Source organism: Nocardioides aromaticivorans (genome assembly GCF_013408525.1).
Classification (GTDB): Bacteria; Actinomycetota; Actinomycetes; order Propionibacteriales; family Nocardioidaceae; genus Nocardioides; species Nocardioides aromaticivorans.
On sequence record NZ_JACBZM010000001.1, the window covers coordinates 4,653,058 to 4,671,013 of the forward strand.

17 protein-coding genes and 1 tRNA gene are annotated in these 17,956 nt (G+C 72.1%); 7 read left to right on the plus strand and 11 right to left on the minus strand.

What is annotated here, in order from left to right:
- Nucleotides 1-32: 32 nt before the first annotated feature.
- Nucleotides 33-1,256 carry an IS30 family transposase gene (locus tag BJ993_RS22310; RefSeq protein WP_179652406.1) on the minus strand — a complete coding sequence of 408 codons (1,224 nt, stop codon included), beginning with the start codon at nt 1,254-1,256 and terminating at the stop codon, nt 33-35.
- 87 nt (nt 1,257-1,343) lie between these two features.
- Complete coding sequence (locus BJ993_RS22315) at nt 1,344-2,186, minus strand: undecaprenyl-diphosphate phosphatase (RefSeq protein ID WP_179651316.1); 843 nt, start codon at nt 2,184-2,186, stop codon at nt 1,344-1,346.
- 90 nt (nt 2,187-2,276) lie between these two features.
- Here BJ993_RS22315 and BJ993_RS22320 point away from each other — a divergent pair, with 90 nt between their 5' ends.
- Both BJ993_RS22320 and BJ993_RS22325 read left to right on the plus strand, forming a co-directional pair.
- A complete protein-coding gene (locus tag BJ993_RS22320) occupies nt 2,277-3,230 on the plus strand; it encodes an aldo/keto reductase (protein ID WP_179651318.1) in 954 nt (317 codons plus the stop codon).
- Nucleotides 3,227-3,460 (plus strand): DUF5703 family protein, encoded by a 234-nt coding sequence (locus BJ993_RS22325; RefSeq protein WP_051932284.1) that lies wholly within the window; start codon nt 3,227-3,229, stop codon nt 3,458-3,460. The genes BJ993_RS22320 and BJ993_RS22325 overlap by 4 nt, the downstream gene beginning before the upstream one ends.
- 44 nt (nt 3,461-3,504) lie before the next feature.
- On the opposite strand, the gene BJ993_RS22330 is transcribed toward BJ993_RS22325, so the two are convergent.
- Nucleotides 3,505-4,806, minus strand: a complete 1,302-nt coding sequence (locus tag BJ993_RS22330; protein WP_179651320.1) for a M20/M25/M40 family metallo-hydrolase — start codon at nt 4,804-4,806, stop codon at nt 3,505-3,507.
- Nucleotides 4,807-4,846: 40 nt separating this feature from the next.
- Between BJ993_RS22330 and BJ993_RS22335 the strand changes: the two genes are divergently transcribed.
- Entirely contained in the window at nt 4,847-5,512 is a 666-nt protein-coding gene (locus tag BJ993_RS22335; protein ID WP_179651322.1) for a hypothetical protein, read from the plus strand.
- On the opposite strand, the gene BJ993_RS22340 is transcribed toward BJ993_RS22335, so the two are convergent.
- A complete protein-coding gene (locus tag BJ993_RS22340; protein ID WP_179651324.1) occupies nt 5,490-7,187 on the minus strand; it encodes a GMC oxidoreductase in 1,698 nt (565 codons plus the stop codon). The two genes, BJ993_RS22335 and BJ993_RS22340, sit on opposite strands and share 23 nt — an antisense overlap.
- The gene (locus BJ993_RS22345) at nt 7,184-8,653 is read right to left on the minus strand and encodes a flavin-containing monooxygenase (RefSeq protein WP_179651326.1); all 1,470 of its coding nucleotides are present in this window, start codon (nt 8,651-8,653) and stop codon (nt 7,184-7,186) included. The genes BJ993_RS22340 and BJ993_RS22345 overlap by 4 nt, the downstream gene beginning before the upstream one ends.
- 69 nt (nt 8,654-8,722) lie before the next feature.
- Between BJ993_RS22345 and BJ993_RS22350 the strand changes: the two genes are divergently transcribed.
- Nucleotides 8,723-9,748 carry an AraC family transcriptional regulator gene (locus tag BJ993_RS22350; protein ID WP_179651328.1) on the plus strand — a complete coding sequence of 342 codons (1,026 nt, stop codon included), beginning with the start codon at nt 8,723-8,725 and terminating at the stop codon, nt 9,746-9,748.
- Nucleotides 9,749-9,751: 3 nt separating this feature from the next.
- Here the strand turns inward: BJ993_RS22350 and BJ993_RS22355 are convergent, their stop codons facing one another.
- The 5 genes from BJ993_RS22355 to BJ993_RS22375 all read right to left on the minus strand — a co-directional run bounded on the left by BJ993_RS22355 (nt 9,752) and on the right by BJ993_RS22375 (nt 15,485).
- Nucleotides 9,752-10,240 carry an aminoacyl-tRNA deacylase gene (locus tag BJ993_RS22355; protein ID WP_179651329.1) on the minus strand — a complete coding sequence of 163 codons (489 nt, stop codon included), beginning with the start codon at nt 10,238-10,240 and terminating at the stop codon, nt 9,752-9,754.
- A gap of 28 nt (nt 10,241-10,268) precedes the next feature.
- Complete coding sequence (locus BJ993_RS22360; RefSeq protein ID WP_179651330.1) at nt 10,269-11,261, minus strand: Ig-like domain repeat protein; 993 nt, start codon at nt 11,259-11,261, stop codon at nt 10,269-10,271.
- Between the two features lie 81 nt (nt 11,262-11,342).
- A complete protein-coding gene (locus BJ993_RS22365) occupies nt 11,343-12,578 on the minus strand; it encodes a phospholipase D-like domain-containing protein (RefSeq protein ID WP_179651331.1) in 1,236 nt (411 codons plus the stop codon).
- 118 nt (nt 12,579-12,696) lie between these two features.
- Entirely contained in the window at nt 12,697-15,111 is a 2,415-nt protein-coding gene (locus tag BJ993_RS26415; RefSeq protein WP_179651332.1) for a glycoside hydrolase family 16 protein, read from the minus strand.
- A gap of 288 nt (nt 15,112-15,399) precedes the next feature.
- A tRNA-Leu gene (locus tag BJ993_RS22375) sits at nt 15,400-15,485 on the minus strand.
- A gap of 194 nt (nt 15,486-15,679) precedes the next feature.
- On the opposite strand from BJ993_RS22375, the gene BJ993_RS22380 reads away from it, so the two are divergent.
- Together BJ993_RS22380 and BJ993_RS22385 are read left to right on the plus strand one after the other, a co-directional pair.
- Nucleotides 15,680-15,955, plus strand: coding sequence for a Fe-S cluster assembly protein HesB (locus BJ993_RS22380; RefSeq protein ID WP_036545804.1), 276 nt, complete (start codon nt 15,680-15,682; stop codon nt 15,953-15,955).
- A gap of 80 nt (nt 15,956-16,035) precedes the next feature.
- A complete protein-coding gene (locus BJ993_RS22385; RefSeq protein ID WP_179651333.1) occupies nt 16,036-16,629 on the plus strand; it encodes a substrate-binding domain-containing protein in 594 nt (197 codons plus the stop codon).
- A gap of 2 nt (nt 16,630-16,631) precedes the next feature.
- Here the strand turns inward: BJ993_RS22385 and BJ993_RS22390 are convergent, their stop codons facing one another.
- Complete coding sequence (locus tag BJ993_RS22390) at nt 16,632-17,180, minus strand: nucleosidase (protein WP_308645677.1); 549 nt, start codon at nt 17,178-17,180, stop codon at nt 16,632-16,634.
- A 131-nt stretch (nt 17,181-17,311) separates the two neighbouring features.
- On the opposite strand from BJ993_RS22390, the gene BJ993_RS22395 reads away from it, so the two are divergent.
- Nucleotides 17,312-17,920, plus strand: coding sequence for a hypothetical protein (locus BJ993_RS22395; RefSeq protein WP_179651335.1), 609 nt, complete (start codon nt 17,312-17,314; stop codon nt 17,918-17,920).
- The last annotated feature ends 36 nt before the right edge of the window (nt 17,921-17,956 follow it).

A 17,956-nucleotide genomic window follows, 5' to 3' on the forward strand; every position in this document is an offset into this window, starting at 1 on the left:
AGGGCTGGAAGGTCAATCGGTGTAAGCAACGGTCATGCTGCTGCCGGGTTTGACAGCAGTGCGTCCAGCGCTTGGGCTGGGGTTCGCATGTCCAGCGTAGGGCGTGGTCGGGCGTTGAGGGTCGCAGCGATCCGGCGTAGGTCGGCTGCGGTGAACCGGGACAGGTCGGTGCCCTTGGTCAGCCAGTGCCGCAGGAGCCGGTTGGTGTTCTCGTTGGTCCCGCGTTGCCACGGCGAGTGGGGATCGCAGAAGTAGACCGGCATGTCGAGCTCGACCTGGATCTTGTCGTAGCGAGCCAGCTCGGTGCCACGGTCCCAGGTCAGCGAGCGGCGCAGGTGCTCGGGCAACTCGCCCATCTCGCGGATCATCACCGCCGCGACGGACTCCGCGTCGTGACGTCCGGGCAGGTGCAACAGGATCGTGAACCGGGTCGAGCGCTCCACCAGGGTCCCGACCGCGGGAGTGCCAGGAGGGCCCATGATCAGGTCGCCTTCCCAGTGGCCTGGCACGGCACGGTCGGTGACCTCGGCAGGACGCTGACTGATCTTGAACGCTTCCTTGTACGGCGAGGGACCACGCCGGCCGGTGCCTCGGGCCTGCCGGTGGGGCCGTTTGGTCGACAGCTGTCGGTAGAGGTCCTTGCGCAACGACCCGCGGGTCTGGACGTAGAGCGCCTGGTAGATCGTCTCGTGCGACACCCGGCCCATGATCATGTGTGGTGACTCCTCGCGCAGCACCCGGGCGATCAGTTTCGGTGACCAACCGTCGTCCATCCAGGCTTCGATCCGCCGGCACAGGCGCGACTCGGCGATCAGCCGGAACTCTTTGGGCCGCCGCCGACGCTCGTGGGCTGCACGATGTGCGACAGGCGCCCAGTAGGTGCCATCCGGTCCGCGGTTGCGGGCGACCTCGCGACTCACCACCGACTTGTTCCGGCCGATCAGGGCGCCGATCTGGCCGTAGGACAGCTCCATCCGCAGCCCGACCGCGATGACTGAGCGGTCCTCGCTCGACAACGAGCGTCGTCTGCGGTCGGCCAGGCGGGGATCGCCGATCGTCCGTGTCGGTGCGGTGTCTGCCAGCCCGCCCGGTTTGGATGAGTTCTTCGGCCACATGGGAATCGAGGATTGCCACCACGACAGCGCGGTCCCGCGGGACACGCCGACAGCAGCCGCAGCCGTGATCAGCGGCATCCCCGCACAGACCAAGTCGTAGAACTCCTCGCGGACGTCCTCACCGATCACCCGCATGCCCATCAGCAACACCACCTCAATCAGCGTTGCTTAGACCACTTGAACCTGCCGGCCCGCGAGCTGCAGTTCCTGCCCGATCGGCGGGGTCGTTCAGGCGGTGAGGACGCCGGCTGCGAGCAGCGCCAGCACCCCGCCGCCGAGCAGCACCCGGTAGACCACGAACGGCGTGTAGGACTTGGTGGAGACGTAACGCAGCAGCCAGGCGATGGCGGCGTACCCGACGACGAAGGACACGACCGTCGCGGTGATGGTCGGGCCCCAGCCGTAGTCGGCCTCGCCGGCGTGCGCCTGCCCGACGTTGCCGATCTCCTTGAGCTCGAAGACCCCGGCGCCGACGACGGCGGGGATGGCGAGCAGGAAGGCGAAGCGGGTGGCGGCCTCGCGGTCGTAGCCGAGGAAGCGGCCCATCGAGAGGGTGGCGCCCGAGCGGGAGACGCCCGGGACGAGGGCCAGGGCCTGCGCGCCACCCATCAGGGCGGCGTCGCGCAGGGTCATCTGCTTGATGACCTTGTCGGTGCGCCCGACGCGGTCCGCGATGCCCAGGACGATGCCGAGCACGATCAGGGTGCAGCCGATCAGCCACAGGTTGCGGAAGTGCTCCTCGATGACGTCCTTGAGCAGGACGCCGAGGATCACGATCGGCAGCGACCCGATGATGATGAACCAGCCCATCCGGGCGTCGAGCGCGCCGCGGTACTCCGGCTTGAAGAGCGACAGCACCCAGGCGCGGGCGATGCGCCAGATGTCCTTGCGGAAGTAGATGAGCACCGCGAGCTCGGTGCCGATCTGGATGACCGCGGTGAACGCGGCGCCGGCGTCGCCCCAGCCGAACAGCTCGGGGAAGATCCGCAGGTGCGCGCTGCTGGAGATCGGCAGGAACTCCGTCAGGCCCTGGAGGATGCCGAGGAACACTGCCTGAAGGTAGTCCGCCACGGGAGAGCATCCTAGGCAGAGGCTGGTTGTCGTCCGCGCATCGGCGTGGCCGGACCGGTTCGCTGCGGTGGGGCGGCTACCTTTTCCTCCATGCAGCAGCGGTACGTCGGAGCGAGCGGCCTCCAGGTGTCGCGGCTGGCCCTGGGCACGATGACCTGGGGCAAGGACACCGACGAGCACGAGGCGCGCGACCAGCTCACCGCCTTCGTCGAGGCCGGAGGTACGACGCTCGACACCGCCGCCGGCTACACCGACGGCCGCTCGGAGGAGCTCATCGGCGCGCTGCTCGGCGACGTGGTCCGCCGCGACGAGGTGGTCCTCGCGACGAAGGCCGGCATCTGGCGCCGCGGCGGCGAGCGGGTCACCGACACCTCGCGCGGCGCCCTCCTGCGGGGCCTCGACACCTCCCTCAAGCGGCTCGGCACCGACCACGTCGACCTGTGGCAGGTGCACATCTGGACCGACCAGGTGCCGCTCGAGGAGACGCTGGGAGCGCTCGACCACGCGGTCAGCAGCGGCCGGGCGTCGTACGTCGGCATCTCGAACTACACCGGCTGGCAGACCGCGCGCGCCGTCACGCTGCAGGAGGCGGCGCCGGGGCGGGCGCCGATCGTGTCCACGCAGGTGGAGTACTCACTGGTCAACCGCCGGATCGAGCGCGAGGTGCTGCCCGCGGTCGAGGCGCTCGGGCTCGGCGTCTTCCCGTGGTCGCCGCTGGGGCGGGGTGTGCTGACCGGCAAGTACCGCACCGGCACCCCGTCCGACTCCCGCGCCGCGTCGCCGGTCTTCTCCGGTTTCGTCGAGGCCTACCTCGACGATCACAGCCGCGGCATCGTCGAGGCGGTCTGCCGGGCTGCCGACGGCCTCGGCTGGACGCCGCTCGAGGTGGCGCTGGTCTGGGTGCGCGACTCCCCCGGCGTCACCGCGCCGGTCGTCGGCGCGCGCACCGCCGCCCAGCTCAAGGTCGCGCTCGGGAGCGAGGAGAAGGTCCTGCCCGCGGAGATCCGCGGCGCACTCGACGATGTGTCAGGAGGTGCGGCATGACGGTCTCGATGCTGCGGCCGGGCGTGATGCGCGGCCTGGGGCGCGGGGTGGAGTGGGAGTTCGAGCGGGTGACCTTCGACCGGGAGTTCTCCCGCAACATGGTCGCGAAGCTGCTCGTCGAGCGCGCCGAGCACGGTGGCTGGGAGCTCGACCGGGTGCAGATCGGTCCGGACGGCAAGCGGCGGGTCGTGCTGCGGCGGAAGATCATCCGGGCGGTTCGTACCGCCTGAAAGTGTTGCGGTTTGGGACCAAACCGCAGCAATTCCGGACCCGCTCAGACCTGGTCGAGGAACCGGTCCATCACCCGGGCCCCGAACTCCAGCGACTCCACCGGCACCCGCTCGTCGACCCCGTGGAAGAGCGCGGTGAAGTCGAGGTCCTCGGGCAGTCGCAGCGGCGCGAAGCCGTAGGAGCGCATGCCGAGCTTGGTGAAGTGCTTGGCGTCGGTGCCGCCGCTCATCAGGTACGGCGCCACCAGGGCGTCGGGGTCCTCGGCGAGGAGGCTGCGGGTCATCGCGTCGACCAGCGCGCCGTCGTACGGCATCTCCCACGGCGGCTGGTTGGAGACGTAGTCGATCTCGATGCCCTCGCCGGTCAGCTCGGCCAGGGTGGTGAAGAACTCGTCCTCGAAGCCGGGCAGGAAGCGGCCGTCGACATGGGCGGTGGCCTCGGTCGGGATGACGTTGACCTTGTAGCCGGCGCCGAGCATGGTCGGGTTGGTCGAGTTGCGCAGGACCGCGCCGAGCATGCGGGCCGCTCCCCCGAACTCCTCGACCAGCGCGGGCGCGTTCTCGGGGGTGGCCTCGGTGCCGACGAGCTCGGCGACCGCGGCCAGGAGGGTCTGCATGGTGGGCGTCAGCCGGACCGGCCACTCGTGGGCACCGAGCCGGGCGACCGCGGACGCGAGCCGGGTGACGGCGTTGTCGTCGTTGATCATCGAGCCGTGGCCGGCGCGGCCGCGGGCGGTGAGCCGCATCCAGGCCATGCCCTTCTCGGCAGCCTCGATGAGGTAGAGCCGTCGGCCGCGGACGGTGGTGCTGAAGCCGCCGACCTCGCCGACGGCCTCGGTGCAGCCCTCGAACCAGTCCGCGTGGTGCTTCACGAGCAGCTCGGCGCCCTGGTGGCCGCCGGCCTCCTCGTCGGCGGTGAAGCAGAGGACGACCGGCCGCTCGGGGACCCGCCCGGACCGCTGGCGGGCCCGGACGACCGACAGCAGCATCGCGTCGAAGTCCTTCATGTCGACCGCGCCGCGCCCCCACACGTAGCCGCCGTCGACCTCGCCGCTGAACGGGTCGACCTGCCAGTCCTCCGCAGCAGCGGGTACGACGTCGAGGTGGCCGTGCAGCAGGAGGGCGTCCTGCCGCCCGGACGCGCCGGTGCCGCCCCAGCGGGCGAGCACGTTGGCCCGTCCGGGGGCGGTCTCGATGACCTCGGCGGCGATGCCGACCTCGTCGAGGAGGCCGGCGACGTGCTCGGCGGCCTTGCGCTCGCCGGGCCCCTCCTCGCTGCCGTAGTTGCTGGTGTCGATCCGGATCAGCTCGCGGCACAGGTCGACGACCTCGGTGGATTCGGCCATGTCGCCATCGTTGCACGCCGCACGGCACTAGCCTCCGAACGTGGCTCCCCCGACCTGGAAGCGCTACCGGCCCGACCCGACGCCCGGCGGCGAGCCGGAGCCGGGCACGCCCACGTCGCCGCGGATCAAGGCCTACCAGCCACCGAAGCAGCCGAAGCCGGTCCGCTCCCTCGAGGAGCGCACGGTACGCCGCCGCGGCTGGAAGCTCCCCGCGGCCGGTGCGGTGGTGCTGGGCCTGGTGGTGTGGGGCGTGGTGGCGATCTTCCGCGGCGTCACGGCTCCCGACGAGCCGCAGACGGTCGAGGGCTACGCGGCGATGCTGGACGACCTGCAGGAGGAGACCGGTGGCACCCAGGCGTTCCGTGCGGTGCTCTACCCCGGCTACGCCGTCGTCGACGTGCCCTACGCGGACGACGAGCGGTCGTTGTCCTACTACTGGGACGGTGGGCTGGACGATCCCTCGAAGGGAACCAGCACCGAGACGCCCTTCGACCTCTCCGCGCTCGAGCCGGCGGACTTCGCCGGCATGTGCGAGGCCGTGCGCAGGACCGTCGAGGACCCGGAGACCTGCTACCTGATCCTGGAGAGGCCCGACGAGCCGGCCGGGGGCTGGATCTCGGCCTACACGAGCAACGAGTTCGGCCAGTCGTCGTACATCGTCTTCGACCTCGACGGCACCGAGGTCAGTCGCTACCCAGCCGAATGACGGGCAGGCGGTAGGCACCCGGGGCGGATTCCGGCACCACGGGCCGCAGCGGCGCGACCGGCTGGACGCGCTCGTAGGCACCACCGAGGGCTGGACGGGGGTCGGCATCGCCGCGGTTCGGCCACATCGCGACCGCGCGCTCGGCCATCGCCGTGATGGTGAGCGACGGGTTCACGCCGAGGTTGGCAGCCACGGCCGACCCGTCGATGACGTGGAGGCCGTCGTACCCGTGCAGGCGGTGGTAGGGGTCGATCACCCCGTCGGTGGGCGACTCCCCGATCGGGCAGCCGCCGATCAGGTGGCCCGTCGCCGGGATGTTCACGAGGTCCGCCCAGGTGCCGCCGGGGATGCCGTCGACCTCTTCGCCGACGCGCCGGGCGACCTCGTGGCCCTGCGGGATCCAGACCGGGTTGGCCTCGCCGGTGCCCTGGCGGGTGGTGAGGGTCCGGCCCCACGGCCGCCTGCGGAGGTACGTCGTCAGGGAGTTGTCGAGGCTCTGCATGACCAGCAGCACGATGGTCTGCTCGGACCAGTGGCGCGGGTCGTGCAGGTGCGGCAGGTCGCGCCGCTGGCGCCACATCTCGCGCAGGCCGGCCACCAGCCGGGAGCGCCCGTCCGGCGGCGCGTCGGTCAGGGTCGCCATCAACAGGCCGAGCAGGTTGCTCCCGCGGCCGTAGCGGACCGGCTCGACGTGGGTGTGGTCGTCGACGTGGATCGACGACGTGATCGCGACGCCCTGCGAGTAGTCGACCTCGTCGCCGCGGGCCCGCACACCGAGGATCGCCTCGGAGTTGGTCCGGGTCAGCTCGCCGAGCCGCGGCGAGATCGCGGGCAGGCTGCCGCCGTCACGGAGCCGGTGCAGCAGGCGCTGCGTGCCCAGCGACGCGGCGCTGAACACGACCTGGTCGGCCGTGAACGTGCGTCGGCCGCGGCGGACCTTGCCCTCGGTGCGACGCGTCGTGACGTCGTACCCACCTCCGGGGCGGGGCCCGACGTCCGTCACCGTCGTCATCGGGTGCACGACCGCGCCCGCGCGTTCGGCGAGGTGCAGGTAGTTCTTCACGGTCGTGTTCTTCGCGCCGACGCGACAGCCGGTCATGCAGGCGCCGCAGTCGGTGCAGGTCGTGCGCGCCGGTCCGGCGCCGCCGAAGAACGGGTCGTCGACCCGCTCCCCCGGTCGCTCGCCGAAGAGCACGCCGACGTCCGTCGGCCCGAACGTGTCGCCCACGCCGAGGTCGTCGGCGACCGCCTTCAGCACGTGGTCCGACGGCGACATCCGTGGGTACGACGTCACGCCGAGCATGCGCCGCGCCTGGTCGTAGTAGGGCGCGAGCTCGTCGGCCCAGTCGGTGATCCCGGCCCAGTGCGGGTCGTCGAAGAACGCCCGCGGCGGCTCGTAGAGGGTGTTGGCGTAGACCAGGGAACCGCCGCCCACCCCCGCCCCGGTGAGCACGAGGACGTCCTTCAGGAGCGTCATCCGGAGCAGCCCGTAGCAGCCGAGCGCCGGGTTGAAGACGTAGTCGCGGACCTTCCACGACGAGGTCGGCAGCTCGTCGTCGGCGAAGCGGCGGCCGGACTCGAGGACACCGACCCGGTAGCCCTTCTCGGACAGCCGGAGCGCGGTCACGCTGCCGCCGAAGCCCGAGCCGACGACCAGCACGTCGTAGTGGGTCATCGCGCCGCCACCGCCACGGTCTCGAAGTCGCTCGGGTCGAACGCGGAGGTCCGCTGCTGGTACTCCGCGACGGTGCCCGGCCAGTTCGTCGTGATCCGGCCGCCGGGCTCGCGGTACCAGCTCGTGCAGGAGCTCCACACGCTGCTGTCGAGACGACGCTGCATCTCCTCGTCGTACGCCGCCGCCCGGTCGGCTCGCACGACCAGCGGCGCGCGGCGCGCGGCGGTCTCGAGGGCCGCCCGGACGACGTACCCGGCCTGCGCCTCGAGCATCCCGATGATCGAGCTGCCGCCGAGGTTGGTGTTCGGGCCGTAGAGCACGTAGAAGCCGGGGAAGTCGGGCACGGTGATCCCCAGGTGGGCGCGTGCCCCGCCCTCCCACGCCTCGGCCAGGCGACGTCCGCCGCGGCCGGTGATCTCCATCGGCGCGAGGAACTCGGTGGCGGCGAAGCCGGTGCCGAGGATGACCACGTCGAGCTCGTGCAGGGTGCCGTCCGCGGTGCGGATCCCGTCCGGCTCGACGTCGGCGACGCCGTCGGTCACGACGTCGACGTGGGGCTGGGCGAGCGTCGGGTACCAGTCGTTGGAGAACAGCAGCCGCTTGCAGCCCAGCGGGTAGTCCGGCACGAGCTTCGCCCGCAGGTCGGCGTCCTTGACGTGCCGGCGCAGGTTGAGCTGCCACGCCTTCTCGAGGACGACGGCGAGCCGGCCGTCCGAGTCGAGGGTCCTGTTGAGCTGCTCGGAGAGGTGGAAGACGCCGCGGCGGGTGAGGTGGTGCAGTCGCGGGTGGTGGGCGAAGCGGCGCTGCTGGCGGGTGCTGTAGGCGCCGTCCGGCTTCGGGACGACGTACGGCGCCGAGCGCTGGAACACCGTCAGCGAGGCCACCTCACCAGCGATCGCCGGGACGAACTGGATCGCGCTGGCGCCGGTGCCGATGACGCCGACCCGCTTGCCCGTGAGGTCGACGTCGTGGTCCCAGGTCGCGGAGTGGAAGATCGGTCCGTCGAAGTCGTCGAGGCCGGGGATGCGCGGCACGGCCGGTCGGGAGAGCTGGCCGACCGCGGAGACGAGCACGTCGGAGGTGAGCTCCTCCCCGGTCGCGAGGGTGACGGTCCACCGGGCCGTCGCGTCGTCCCACGCCGCCCCCGTGACCTCGGCGCCGGTACGGACCAGGTCGCGCAGCCCGCTGCGGGCGGCGTGGTCGCGGATGTAGTCGAGGATCTCCGGCTGGCGGGCGTAGCGGTGCGACCAGTCGGACTTGCGGGCGAAGGACCACGAGTAGAGCACCGACGGCACGTCGCAGGCGGCGCCCGGGTAGGTGTTGTCGCGCCACACGCCGCCCACGTCGTCGGAGCGCTCGAGGAGGGTGATGTCGGTGATGCCGGCCGCGCGCAGGTGGTGGGCGACGGCGAGGCCGCCGAACCCGGCGCCGATCACGATGACACGAGGGGACGTGGGCTGCTCCATGGCAGGACTCTAGGAATCGCCGACGCGGGGATCGAGCGGTCAACGGCCAGAGGATCCATAATTCCGGACATGTTCGAGCCGCCGGTGACCCGCTCCTGGGACTTCCCGCGGCAGGTCGCCGGCACCGCGCTGCTCGTGGCGGCTGGCGCCGATGCCGGCGTCGCGCCGTCGGTGCTGCTGGACGGCAGCGGTCTCGGTCCCCGCGACCTGGCCGACCACCGGCGTGAGGTGACCGCCCAGCAGGAGCTCCGGGTGGTGCGCAACCTGCTCGCCGCGGCGCCCTCGATGACGGGGGTCCGCGTCGGCACCCGCTACCACGCCTCGACCTTCGGACCGCTCGGCTTCGCCCTGATGAGCAGCGCGACGCTCGGCGACGCGGCCAACCTGACCTTCCGCTTCCTCGACCTCAGCTTCACCTTCTGCGTGCCGACGGCCGGCACCGACGGCGACCAGGTCGTGATCGGCGTCGACGACGGCGACCTGCCGGCGGACGTGCGGCGGTTCCTCGTGGAGCGCGACCTCACGGCGGTCTGGACCGTGCTGCGCGAGATCGCCGGCGGGGCGCCGCGGCTCACCTCGCTGACCCTGCCAATCGCACCGGGCGAGTCCGGTGCCCTCCGGTCGGCGTTCGGCACCACTCCGTCGGCCGGGGACGGTCGGGCGGAGCTGCGCCTGGACGCCGCCTGGTTCGACCTGCCGCTCCCCCAGGCGAACCCCCACGCGTTCGCGATGGCCGAGGCGCTGTGCCGCGAGCTCGTGGCCAGCCGCCGCAGCCGGACCGGTGTGGTGGAGGAGGTCCGGGTCCTCGTCGCGCAACGGCTCGCCGACGGCGCCCCCATGGGTGCGGTCGCGGCGGTCCTCGGGCTCAGCGAGCGCTCACTCCGGCGGCACCTGACCGAGGCCGGGACGTCGTACCGCACCCTGCTGGACGAGGTACGCCGCAGCGCCGCCGAGGAGCTCCTCGCCCGTCCCGGCCTGAGCGTCGACGACGTCGCGCGGGAGCTGGGCTACGCGGAGGCGACCAGCTTCGGGGCGGCGTACCGGCGCTGGACGGGTCGCTCGCCGCGCGCCGGACGCACACGACCCGGCCGGTGAGGGTCAGGCGGCGGGGTCGGTGACGTCCGCGACCGTCGCGCCCAGCGCCGACACCAGGTCGGCGGCCTCCACGGTCAGCGCGACGCCGTGCGCCCCGCCGCCGATCGAGACCCGGCCCGCGACCCGCTCGTCGGCGATGACCGGCAGGGGCGCGAGCGAGCCCAGCGGCGTGATCGTTCCGCGCACGTAGCCGGTGACCTCGCGGGCCGCGTCCGCCGACGGCATCGAGAGCCGGTTGGCGCCGAGCAGGGCGCGCAGCTTCGGCCAGGCGATCTCCCGGTCGCCGGGCACCAGCACGAACCGGTGGTCGCCCTCGGCCACCCGGACGACCATCGTCTTCACGATCTGGCGGGGCTCGACGCCGCGCGCCGCCGCGGCCTCCGCCAGCGAGCGCACCGGGCCGTGCCGGGTCTCGGTGAAGCTGAGGCCCAGGGCCTCGGCGGCCGCGATCGCGCGGGCTGACTGGTCCGTCGGGTCGGTCGCGTCGTCCACGCCAGCAGCCTACGGGCGCCTCCTCGCCTCAGCGCACGGTGAACGAGGTGGTGGAGCTGGAGGCGGCGTAGGTGTTGTTCTGCAGGAAGACCATGCGGATCCGGTGGGTCCCGCGGCTGAGGCCGCGCAGGGTGATCGCGCGCCGGCCACCGTCGATGTAGGAGCGGGTGAGCAGGCGCGAGCCGTCGTAGATCCGGACGTTGCCGTAGACCTGCGTCTGGTCGGCCTTGAAGAGGTCCGACCAGGCGTAGGAGACGGCGGTCAGGCGCAGCTGCCCCTTGGCCGGCGAGGTCCCGCGCAGGATCGACCGGGTGGCCCAGCGCACGGGCGGGACGACGCCCCCCACCTTGGCGACGGATCCCCACCGGCGGTCGATCGCGAGCACGTCGTTGGGCGCCGGGAACTGGTGGTAGGCCATGACCAGCAGCGTCACCGGCTTGCCGACGTCGGCAGGACGGGTGCGATAGGTCAGTCCCGTCTCACCGGCGATGTCGCGCATCTCGGAGGTGCCGACACGACCACGTCGCCACTGCGGCTCGACGTCCCAGTCGGAGGTCCAGGACCCGAGGGAGGCGGTCAGCAGCTGGCCGACGAGCGGCTTGCCGCTGATCACCGGCGTCCGCATCTGCCAGAGGATGAAGTTGGTGACGCCGGAGGAGCGCTCCTCGACGACATTGCCGTCCTCGACCGCACGGACCCGGACCTTGAGCCGGTGGTGGTGGTCGTCGGCCGTCATGGTGTAGGTGCTGTCCGTCGCCCCGGGGATCGCCTCGAAGCTGGACGGGGTGTTGTCGATGTCGCCGCGCAGCCACTGGTAGCGCAGCACCGTCCCTGCCGGTGGGGTGCCGTTGATGCCGACCGAGAAGTGGTAGCCGACGACCGGCCCGGCGTAGAGGTCCTCGTGGAGGAACACCACCGACCAGGTCGCCGCGGAGCTGGGGGCAGCGGTCGACAGCAGGCCCACCACGAGGCCGGCGGCCGCGAGGAGGGCCAGGAGCCCGGTACGGAGACGCGTCATCACGCGTCGACGGTAACCGGAGAGCGGCCCAGGGCTGATGTCAACGGCGGGCCCGCGGGACTTCGTCCCGGCAAGTCGAACCGGTCAGCCTTCCTTGGGCCGGCACGCGGCCTCGTACACGCCACCGGCGCGGGTGCGGAGGCGCTCGAAGTAGGCGAGGAAGCGGGCATGCATCGGCCGGCTGCGGATGCCGAGCACCGCCTCGTCGGACGCCATGCCGTCGGTGGTCCAGTTGTCCGAGCCCACCCAGGTCCAGTACTGCCGCCGGCCGCCGGAGAGCCACGACGCCGACATGTCCTTGGAGTGCGTGTACGTGCCGTCGCGGAAGCAGCCGGCGTACACCGCGACCCCGCCGCTGCGCATCGTCGCGCGGACCTCGGGCGCCACCGTGGGCCCGGCGACGAGCACCACCCGCGCCCCACGCCGCGCCATCGAGGCCAGCCGGTCGGCGATCCACAGCGCACGGGTGTCCCACATCGAGTACATCGCGATCCGGATGACGGTGCCGTCGCCGACCGGGATGCCCGCCAGGCGCCGCATCACCGGGTCACCGGCCGGCGTCCGTGCGGTGAGCGGCGAGAAGTACGCCGACCAGTCCGGACCACGGAAGGTCCGCAACCGAGGCGCCGCGTCGTGCATCCGCACCTGTGCGGCCCACACGCTCGCGAAGGCGTCGTACACGCCCTCGTCGACCCACTGCCACATCAGCGAGTGGGCGCGGGAGTCGGCGAGGTCGCTGGCGTTGTACGACCCGGTGACGGTGACGAAGCGGGCCCCGCCAACCCGGCTGAACCGCCACGTCTTCTGGTGCATCGCGCCGCCGCTGGCACGCGTCGAGCCCGCGGTGAAGCGGACCCACGAGCGATCGGTCGAACGCCTGTTGAGGATCCGGCCGAGGGCGGTCCCCTCCCGGTGGTCCTCGCGGGTGTGCGCCTCGAAGACCGCACGCACCTCGACGCCCCGGCGGAACGCGTCGACGAGCGCCGCCTCCAGCGCCGGTGAGCCGAGGAAGTAGGTCATCACCTCGATGCTCTCGCCGGGCGGCACGTTGTCGATCAGGCGGACCAGCTGGTCGGTGATCCGGTGCGGCGCCCGCACCGGGTCGCTGGCGATCAGCGTCGACCGCGGCGTGAACGTGTACGCCGCCCCGTCGGCTGCGCGATCGGTCGCGGACGCGGCCACGGTGGTCACCGCCGGCGGTGGAGCCGGCGGTGCGTCGTCATCGGTGAACGCCGAGAGCACCGGGGCCGCGACGAGCAGCAGGGCGACCAGGAGGGTGCGGACGGGACGGACGGGGTGGACCGGGCGGAGTGGACGCATGTCACCTCGGAGCGGGGTGCCGGCAGGGCGGCCTTCGTCGGGCGAGGTCCACGCTGCCCGGTCCCGGCCTACGCCAGGCTGCTCCGAGGTGACAGTGGGTGGTCAGGAAGCGGAACCCTCACGACCAGGCGCGCACGTAGTCCACCGTCATCGTGGCCGGCAGGGGCGTCCCGTCGACCAGCGTGTTGCCGGTCTGCGAGCCGAGGGCCTGGGTCAGCGCCATGATGTAGCGCTTCTTGAACGCGTCGTTGCCGGAGGTGTTCACCAGGCAGGACCGCCCGTTCACGAAGACCTCGACCCGCTCGGGTGACCACTCGAGGGTGTAGGTGTTGAACTCGCCGCGGGGTGCGGTGCAGCTCCACGTCGTGTTGGCGTCGCTGCCGGTGAGGATCCCGCCGACCGTGTCGAGGGCGGTGTGCAGGTAGGGCACGACGAGGTCGGCGAACTTCGAGTAGGTCTCGGCGATGTCGATCTCACCGTTGGCCGGCCACGCCTGCTGGCCCTCGGGGTAGCGGTCGTCGGGCCACAGCCAGAAGGCCTCGTGCAGGCCGGGGCTCGTCGTCGCGGTGGTCTTCACCCGCGCCTCGAAGCGGCCGTACTGCTGCGACCACCGGTGGGCCGTCGTGACCATGCCGGAGGTGTACGGCGTCACCAGGCCGCCCTGGCCCTCGCAGGCCCGCGGCTCGCCCTTGCGGACCGTCAGGTGCAGCGCGCCGTCGGACACGGCGACGTTGTCGGGCGAGTCGACGTAGCAGGCGACGCTGTCCTCGTGGCCGCTGGCGAAGATGGTCTGCACGTTCCACTTCGCCCGGTCGAGCGTCGTCCCGACGAAGTCGTCGGCGAAGGTGCAGGTCCACGGCGTGCCGTCCGCCTTGAGGACCGTCTCGCCGCAGGCTCCCGCCGCGGGCACCGGGCTGGTGTCGACCGACCAGGTGGCGGTGGCGGTGCTCGCCTGCTGCGTCGCGCTCGGGCGGTAGCGGACCTTGACCCCGAGGGCCCCGCCCACGCGGCTGCCGAGGGCGACCGTCGTACGACCGTCGGTCAGCGTGTGGGTGGTCTGCGCCCGGCCGTCGACCCAGAGGTCCACCGGGTTGGTGGTCGCGCTCCCGTTCGCGGCGACGACCTTGATCGTCGCCGTGCCGTCGGGCATCACGCTCAGGGTGGTCGTCGTCGCCACCTGGTCGGCCGTCGTGACCGACCACGGCAGGCTCGCTTGGCTCGCGCCGCTGGTGCTGCTCGGGCGGTAGCGGACGGTGACCCGGTGGTCGCCGCCCGGCTGGGGCCCGAGGTCGAAGGTCGCCTGGCCGTTCGTCAGGGTGTACGCCCGCTGCCACGTGCTGTCGATCCACAGGTCGACGGGGTTGGCGAGCGACGCGGACGCGCCCCCGTCGGCGGTGACCTTGATGGTCCCGGTGCCGTCGGCGCTGAGGTCCAGGGTGGTCGTCGTGGGCACCTGCACCGTGCCCGGCGCCGTCCACATCAGCGACGCCTGGCTGGCTCCGGTCGTGGTGCTCGGTCGGTAGCGCACGGTGATCCGGTGGTCACCGAGTGCCTGGGCGCCGAGGTTGACGGCCGCCTGCCCGTTGGTGAGCGTGTACGCCTTCTGCCAGGTGCTGTCGACCCACAGGTCGACCGGGTTCGAAGGCGTCGGGCCGCTGGCGGCCGTCACCTTGATCGTGCCCGAGCCGTCGGCGTTGAGCTGGAGCGTGGTGGTCGTGGGGACCTGCACGGTGCCGGGCGCGGTCCACGGGACGGTCATCTGGCTGGTGCCGCTGGTGGTGCTGGGCCGGTAGCGCACGGTGACCTTGTGGTCGCCCGCGGTCTGGGTGCCCAGGTTGACCGCGGCCTGGCCGTTGGTCAGCGTGTACGCCTTCTGCCAGGTGCTGTCGACCCACAGGTCGACCGGGTTCGAGGGCGTCGGGCCGCTGGCCGCGGTCACCTTGATCGTGCCGGTGCCGTCGGCGTTGAGCTGGAGCGTGGTGGTCGTGGGGACCTGCACGGTGCCGGGGGCGGTCCACGGAACGGTGACCTGGCTGGCCCCGCTGGTGCTGCTCGGACGGTGCCGGACGGTGACCTTGTGGTCGCCCGCGGTCTGGGTGCCCAGGTTGACCGCGGCCTGGCCGTTGGTCAGCGTGTACGCCTTCTGCCAGGTGCTGTCGACCCACAGGTCGACCGGGTTCGAGGGCGTCGGTCCGCTGGCCGCGGTCACCTTGATCGTGCCCGTGCCGTCGGCGTTGAGCTGCAGCGTCGTGGTGGTCGGGACCTGCACCGTCCCCGGTGCCGTCCACATGATCGACGCCTGGCTGGCCGCGTGGGTCGCGCTGTTGCGGTAGCGGACGGTGATCCGGTGGTCACCGGGCGTCTGCGCCCCGACGTCGATCGCGGCCCGGCCATCGGCGAGCGTGAACGTCTGCACCCAGGTGGTGTCGACCCACAGGTCGACCGGGTTCACCGGTGCCGAGCCGTCAGCGGCGACGACCCGGACCGTCCCGGTGCCGTCGGCGTTCATCGTCAGCGTCGTCGTGGTGGCCACCGGGTCGACGGCAACAGCCGGTCCCGAACCGGCCAACCCGGCAACGACGGTCAACAGCCCCACGACGACGACGGCCGAACGGCCAAGCGATCGAACCCGAGCTCGCACGTGTTCCACAGCGGCTCCCCCTCCCAGAAGTCCCACACCTTGACGCTAGGCGCGCGGGGTGCGGCTGGGCATCGGTGGAAGGGGCGCACCCGGATGCCCACAAAGGACTAGTCCGCGGCGCCCTTCGGTCAACCGGCCGAAATGGCGAAAGGCCCCGGGGATCCCGGGGCCCTTCCTGTGTGTCCGAGGGGGGACTTGAACCCCCACGCCCTAATACGGGCACTAGCACCTCAAGCTAGCGCGTCTGCCAATTCCGCCACCCGGACGAGTGCGGAGAAACCGTAGCAAAGGGTGGCCCGAGATGCCGCATCGGGACCCCGATTCCCGCTCTGCGGCGCTCGGTCCGACGTGGCCCGGGCCCGCCGACCGGGAGACGGCGACACGCCGGGGCGCTTGAACGGGCCCAGCGCCCGTGCAACGGTCGGAAGGGTCACTGACCACGAGAACGAGAAGGCACATCATGCTCACCCTGACTGAGAACGCCTGCACGATCGTCAAGCAGATGACCGACACCCCCGATGCGGCCGAGTCTGCCGGCCTGCGCATCTCCGAGGCCGAGGCCGGCTTCGCCGTCACCGCGACCAACCAGCCACAGGCCGGGGACCAGGTCGTGGAGCAGGACGGGGCCACCGTCTACCTCGACAACAACGCCGCCGAGAAGCTAGACACGATGATCCTCGACGCAGGAGTGGACGACGCCGGCGCCGTGCAGTTCGGGCTGCTGGCGCAGGCCTGACACCTCCCCCCAGGGCGAAGCCCGGGCGCTGCGGCGCCCGGGCTTCGTCGTACCCGGGCACGGTCCGGGACACTGGTGCCATGGAGCAGCTGAGGATCGCGTTCGTCACGGGCGTCACGCCGGACAAGTGGGCGCGGGTGTGGCGCGAGCGCAACCCGCGGATCCGGCTCGAGCTGCTGCCGATCGAGCAGGCCGACCAGCGCGCGGTGCTCGACGAGGGCATCGCCGACATGGTGCTGGCGCGACTCCCCGTCGACCTCGACTCCCCCACGCCCCTCCACTGCGTCCGCCTGTACGACGAGCTGCCGGTCGTGGTCGCCGGACGCGAGCACTTCGTGGCCGCCGTCGAGGAGCAGGACGTCGTCGCGCCCGACGACCTCGCCGACGAGCAGCTGGTGCTGCCGCACCCCAGCGGCTGGACGCCGGGCGTGCCGCAGCTCGACTTCCCGGCGATGACGGAGAAGGACGCGATCGAGGTGGCCGCCTCCGGCACCGGCGTGGTCATCGTCCCGATGTCGGTCGCCCGGCTGCACCACCGCAAGGACGTCGTGCACCGGGTCGTCGACCTGCCGCCGACCACGGTCGCCCTGCTCTGGCAGCGCGACGCCGACAGCCCGGTCCACCAGGACTTCGTCGGCGTCGTCCGCGGCCGGAAGCCCAGCAGCAGCCGCTGACCTCAGCCGAGGTTGGCCGCCACCCAGTCCCCGAGGACCCGGGCGCTGCGGTCGACCAGCGTCGCCCACTCGAGGGCGCCCTCGTCGGCGTTGTCGGAGACGTGCTTGACCAGCCGCACGGGCACCCCGAACTCGGCGGCGACGTAGGCGACCGCATAGCCCTCCATGTCGACCAGCTCGGCCTGCTCGGCCAGCCGCGCCCGGACGACCGGGTCGGTCACGAAGACGTCGCCCGTCGCGAGCACGGTGGCCGACGGTCCGACGGTGAGCCGCTCGCGCGGGTCGTAGCCGAGCGCGCGGATGGCGTCGGCGTTGATGTCGTGGTTGAGCACGGTGCCGACCTCGAACAGGCCGTCGACGTGGTCGTGCAGGGCACCGGCGGTGCCGATGTTGACGACCTCGAGGCCCGCCAGGTCGTCGTACGACGCCAGGCGGCGGGCCAGCGCCGTGGCGGCCGCGGTCTTCCCCATGCCGGTGACGAGGACGTCGAGACCGGCGGGCAGGTGGGCCGCCTCGGCCCGGGTGGCGGAGACGATCAGGTGGCGGGGCACGGGCGCCAACCTAGGGCACCGCGGCCCGTGACCTGATCCGGTAACAGTGTGACTCGATGTCGCATTCACCGTTGCACCCACGCAAGGAGGTTCCGTCTCGGGAACCATCACCTCGATGGAAGGACACATCCATGCGCACCATGAAGCGTGCCTCCGCAGCGGCGGCCGTCGCCCTGCTCGCCCTCGCCCTCGGCGCCTGCTCGGACGCCAAGGACGCCGCGGACAAGGCTGCGGACGACGCCAGGGAGAAGGCCGGCGAAGCCGGCTCCTCGCTCGCGGCCGATGCCTCGGACAAGGCCGGGAGCGCCCTCTCCGACGCGACCGCCGGGGACGACAGCTCGGCGACGTCCGGCACCGGCGGCTCCGGCGGTACGGGCGACGCGTCCGCGACGGACGGCTCGGCGGGCTCGGGCGACGTCGGAGGCATCGCCCTCGACCTGGGCGAGTTCGCGACGGACCCCTCGGCGAAGGCGGTCGGCGAGTTCTACAGCGCTCGCGAGGAGGTCCGCGGCGGGGGCGACAGCGCGGCCCTCGAGGCCGTCACCGGCGCCGACCACTTCCAGGACGTGCTGGCGTGGGCCGAGAGCCACCCGTCGACGGGATCCTTCAGCGTCGTCGTGACCGCGGTCGACGGCTCGTCGGTCAGCGCCTGCGTGGGCGAGGACGGCGAGGGCCCACGCGTCCTGACGGTCGAGGACGGCAAGGTCACCGGCAACGCCCGCGGCGACTTCGACTGCTGATCCCCCGACCGCGGCCCGTCACCTTCCTGCTGGTGG

Coding starts and splice junctions, on each gene's coding strand:
- BJ993_RS22345 (WP_179651326.1), bottom strand. CDS start 8,653: ATGGAGCAGCCCACGTCCCCTCGTGTCATCGTGATCGGCGCCGGGTTC.
- BJ993_RS22365 (WP_179651331.1), bottom strand. CDS start 12,578: ATGCGTCCACTCCGCCCGGTCCACCCCGTCCGTCCCGTCCGCACCCTC.
- BJ993_RS22380 (WP_036545804.1), top strand. CDS start 15,680: ATGCTCACCCTGACTGAGAACGCCTGCACGATCGTCAAGCAGATGACC.
- BJ993_RS22385 (WP_179651333.1), top strand. CDS start 16,036: ATGGAGCAGCTGAGGATCGCGTTCGTCACGGGCGTCACGCCGGACAAG.
- BJ993_RS22350 (WP_179651328.1), top strand. CDS start 8,723: ATGTTCGAGCCGCCGGTGACCCGCTCCTGGGACTTCCCGCGGCAGGTC.
- BJ993_RS22395 (WP_179651335.1), top strand. CDS start 17,312: ATGCGCACCATGAAGCGTGCCTCCGCAGCGGCGGCCGTCGCCCTGCTC.
- BJ993_RS22330 (WP_179651320.1), bottom strand. CDS start 4,806: ATGGCCGAATCCACCGAGGTCGTCGACCTGTGCCGCGAGCTGATCCGG.
- BJ993_RS22310 (WP_179652406.1), bottom strand. CDS start 1,256: ATGGGCATGCGGGTGATCGGTGAGGACGTCCGCGAGGAGTTCTACGAC.
- BJ993_RS22325 (WP_051932284.1), top strand. CDS start 3,227: ATGACGGTCTCGATGCTGCGGCCGGGCGTGATGCGCGGCCTGGGGCGC.
- BJ993_RS22340 (WP_179651324.1), bottom strand. CDS start 7,187: ATGACCCACTACGACGTGCTGGTCGTCGGCTCGGGCTTCGGCGGCAGC.
- BJ993_RS22320 (WP_179651318.1), top strand. CDS start 2,277: ATGCAGCAGCGGTACGTCGGAGCGAGCGGCCTCCAGGTGTCGCGGCTG.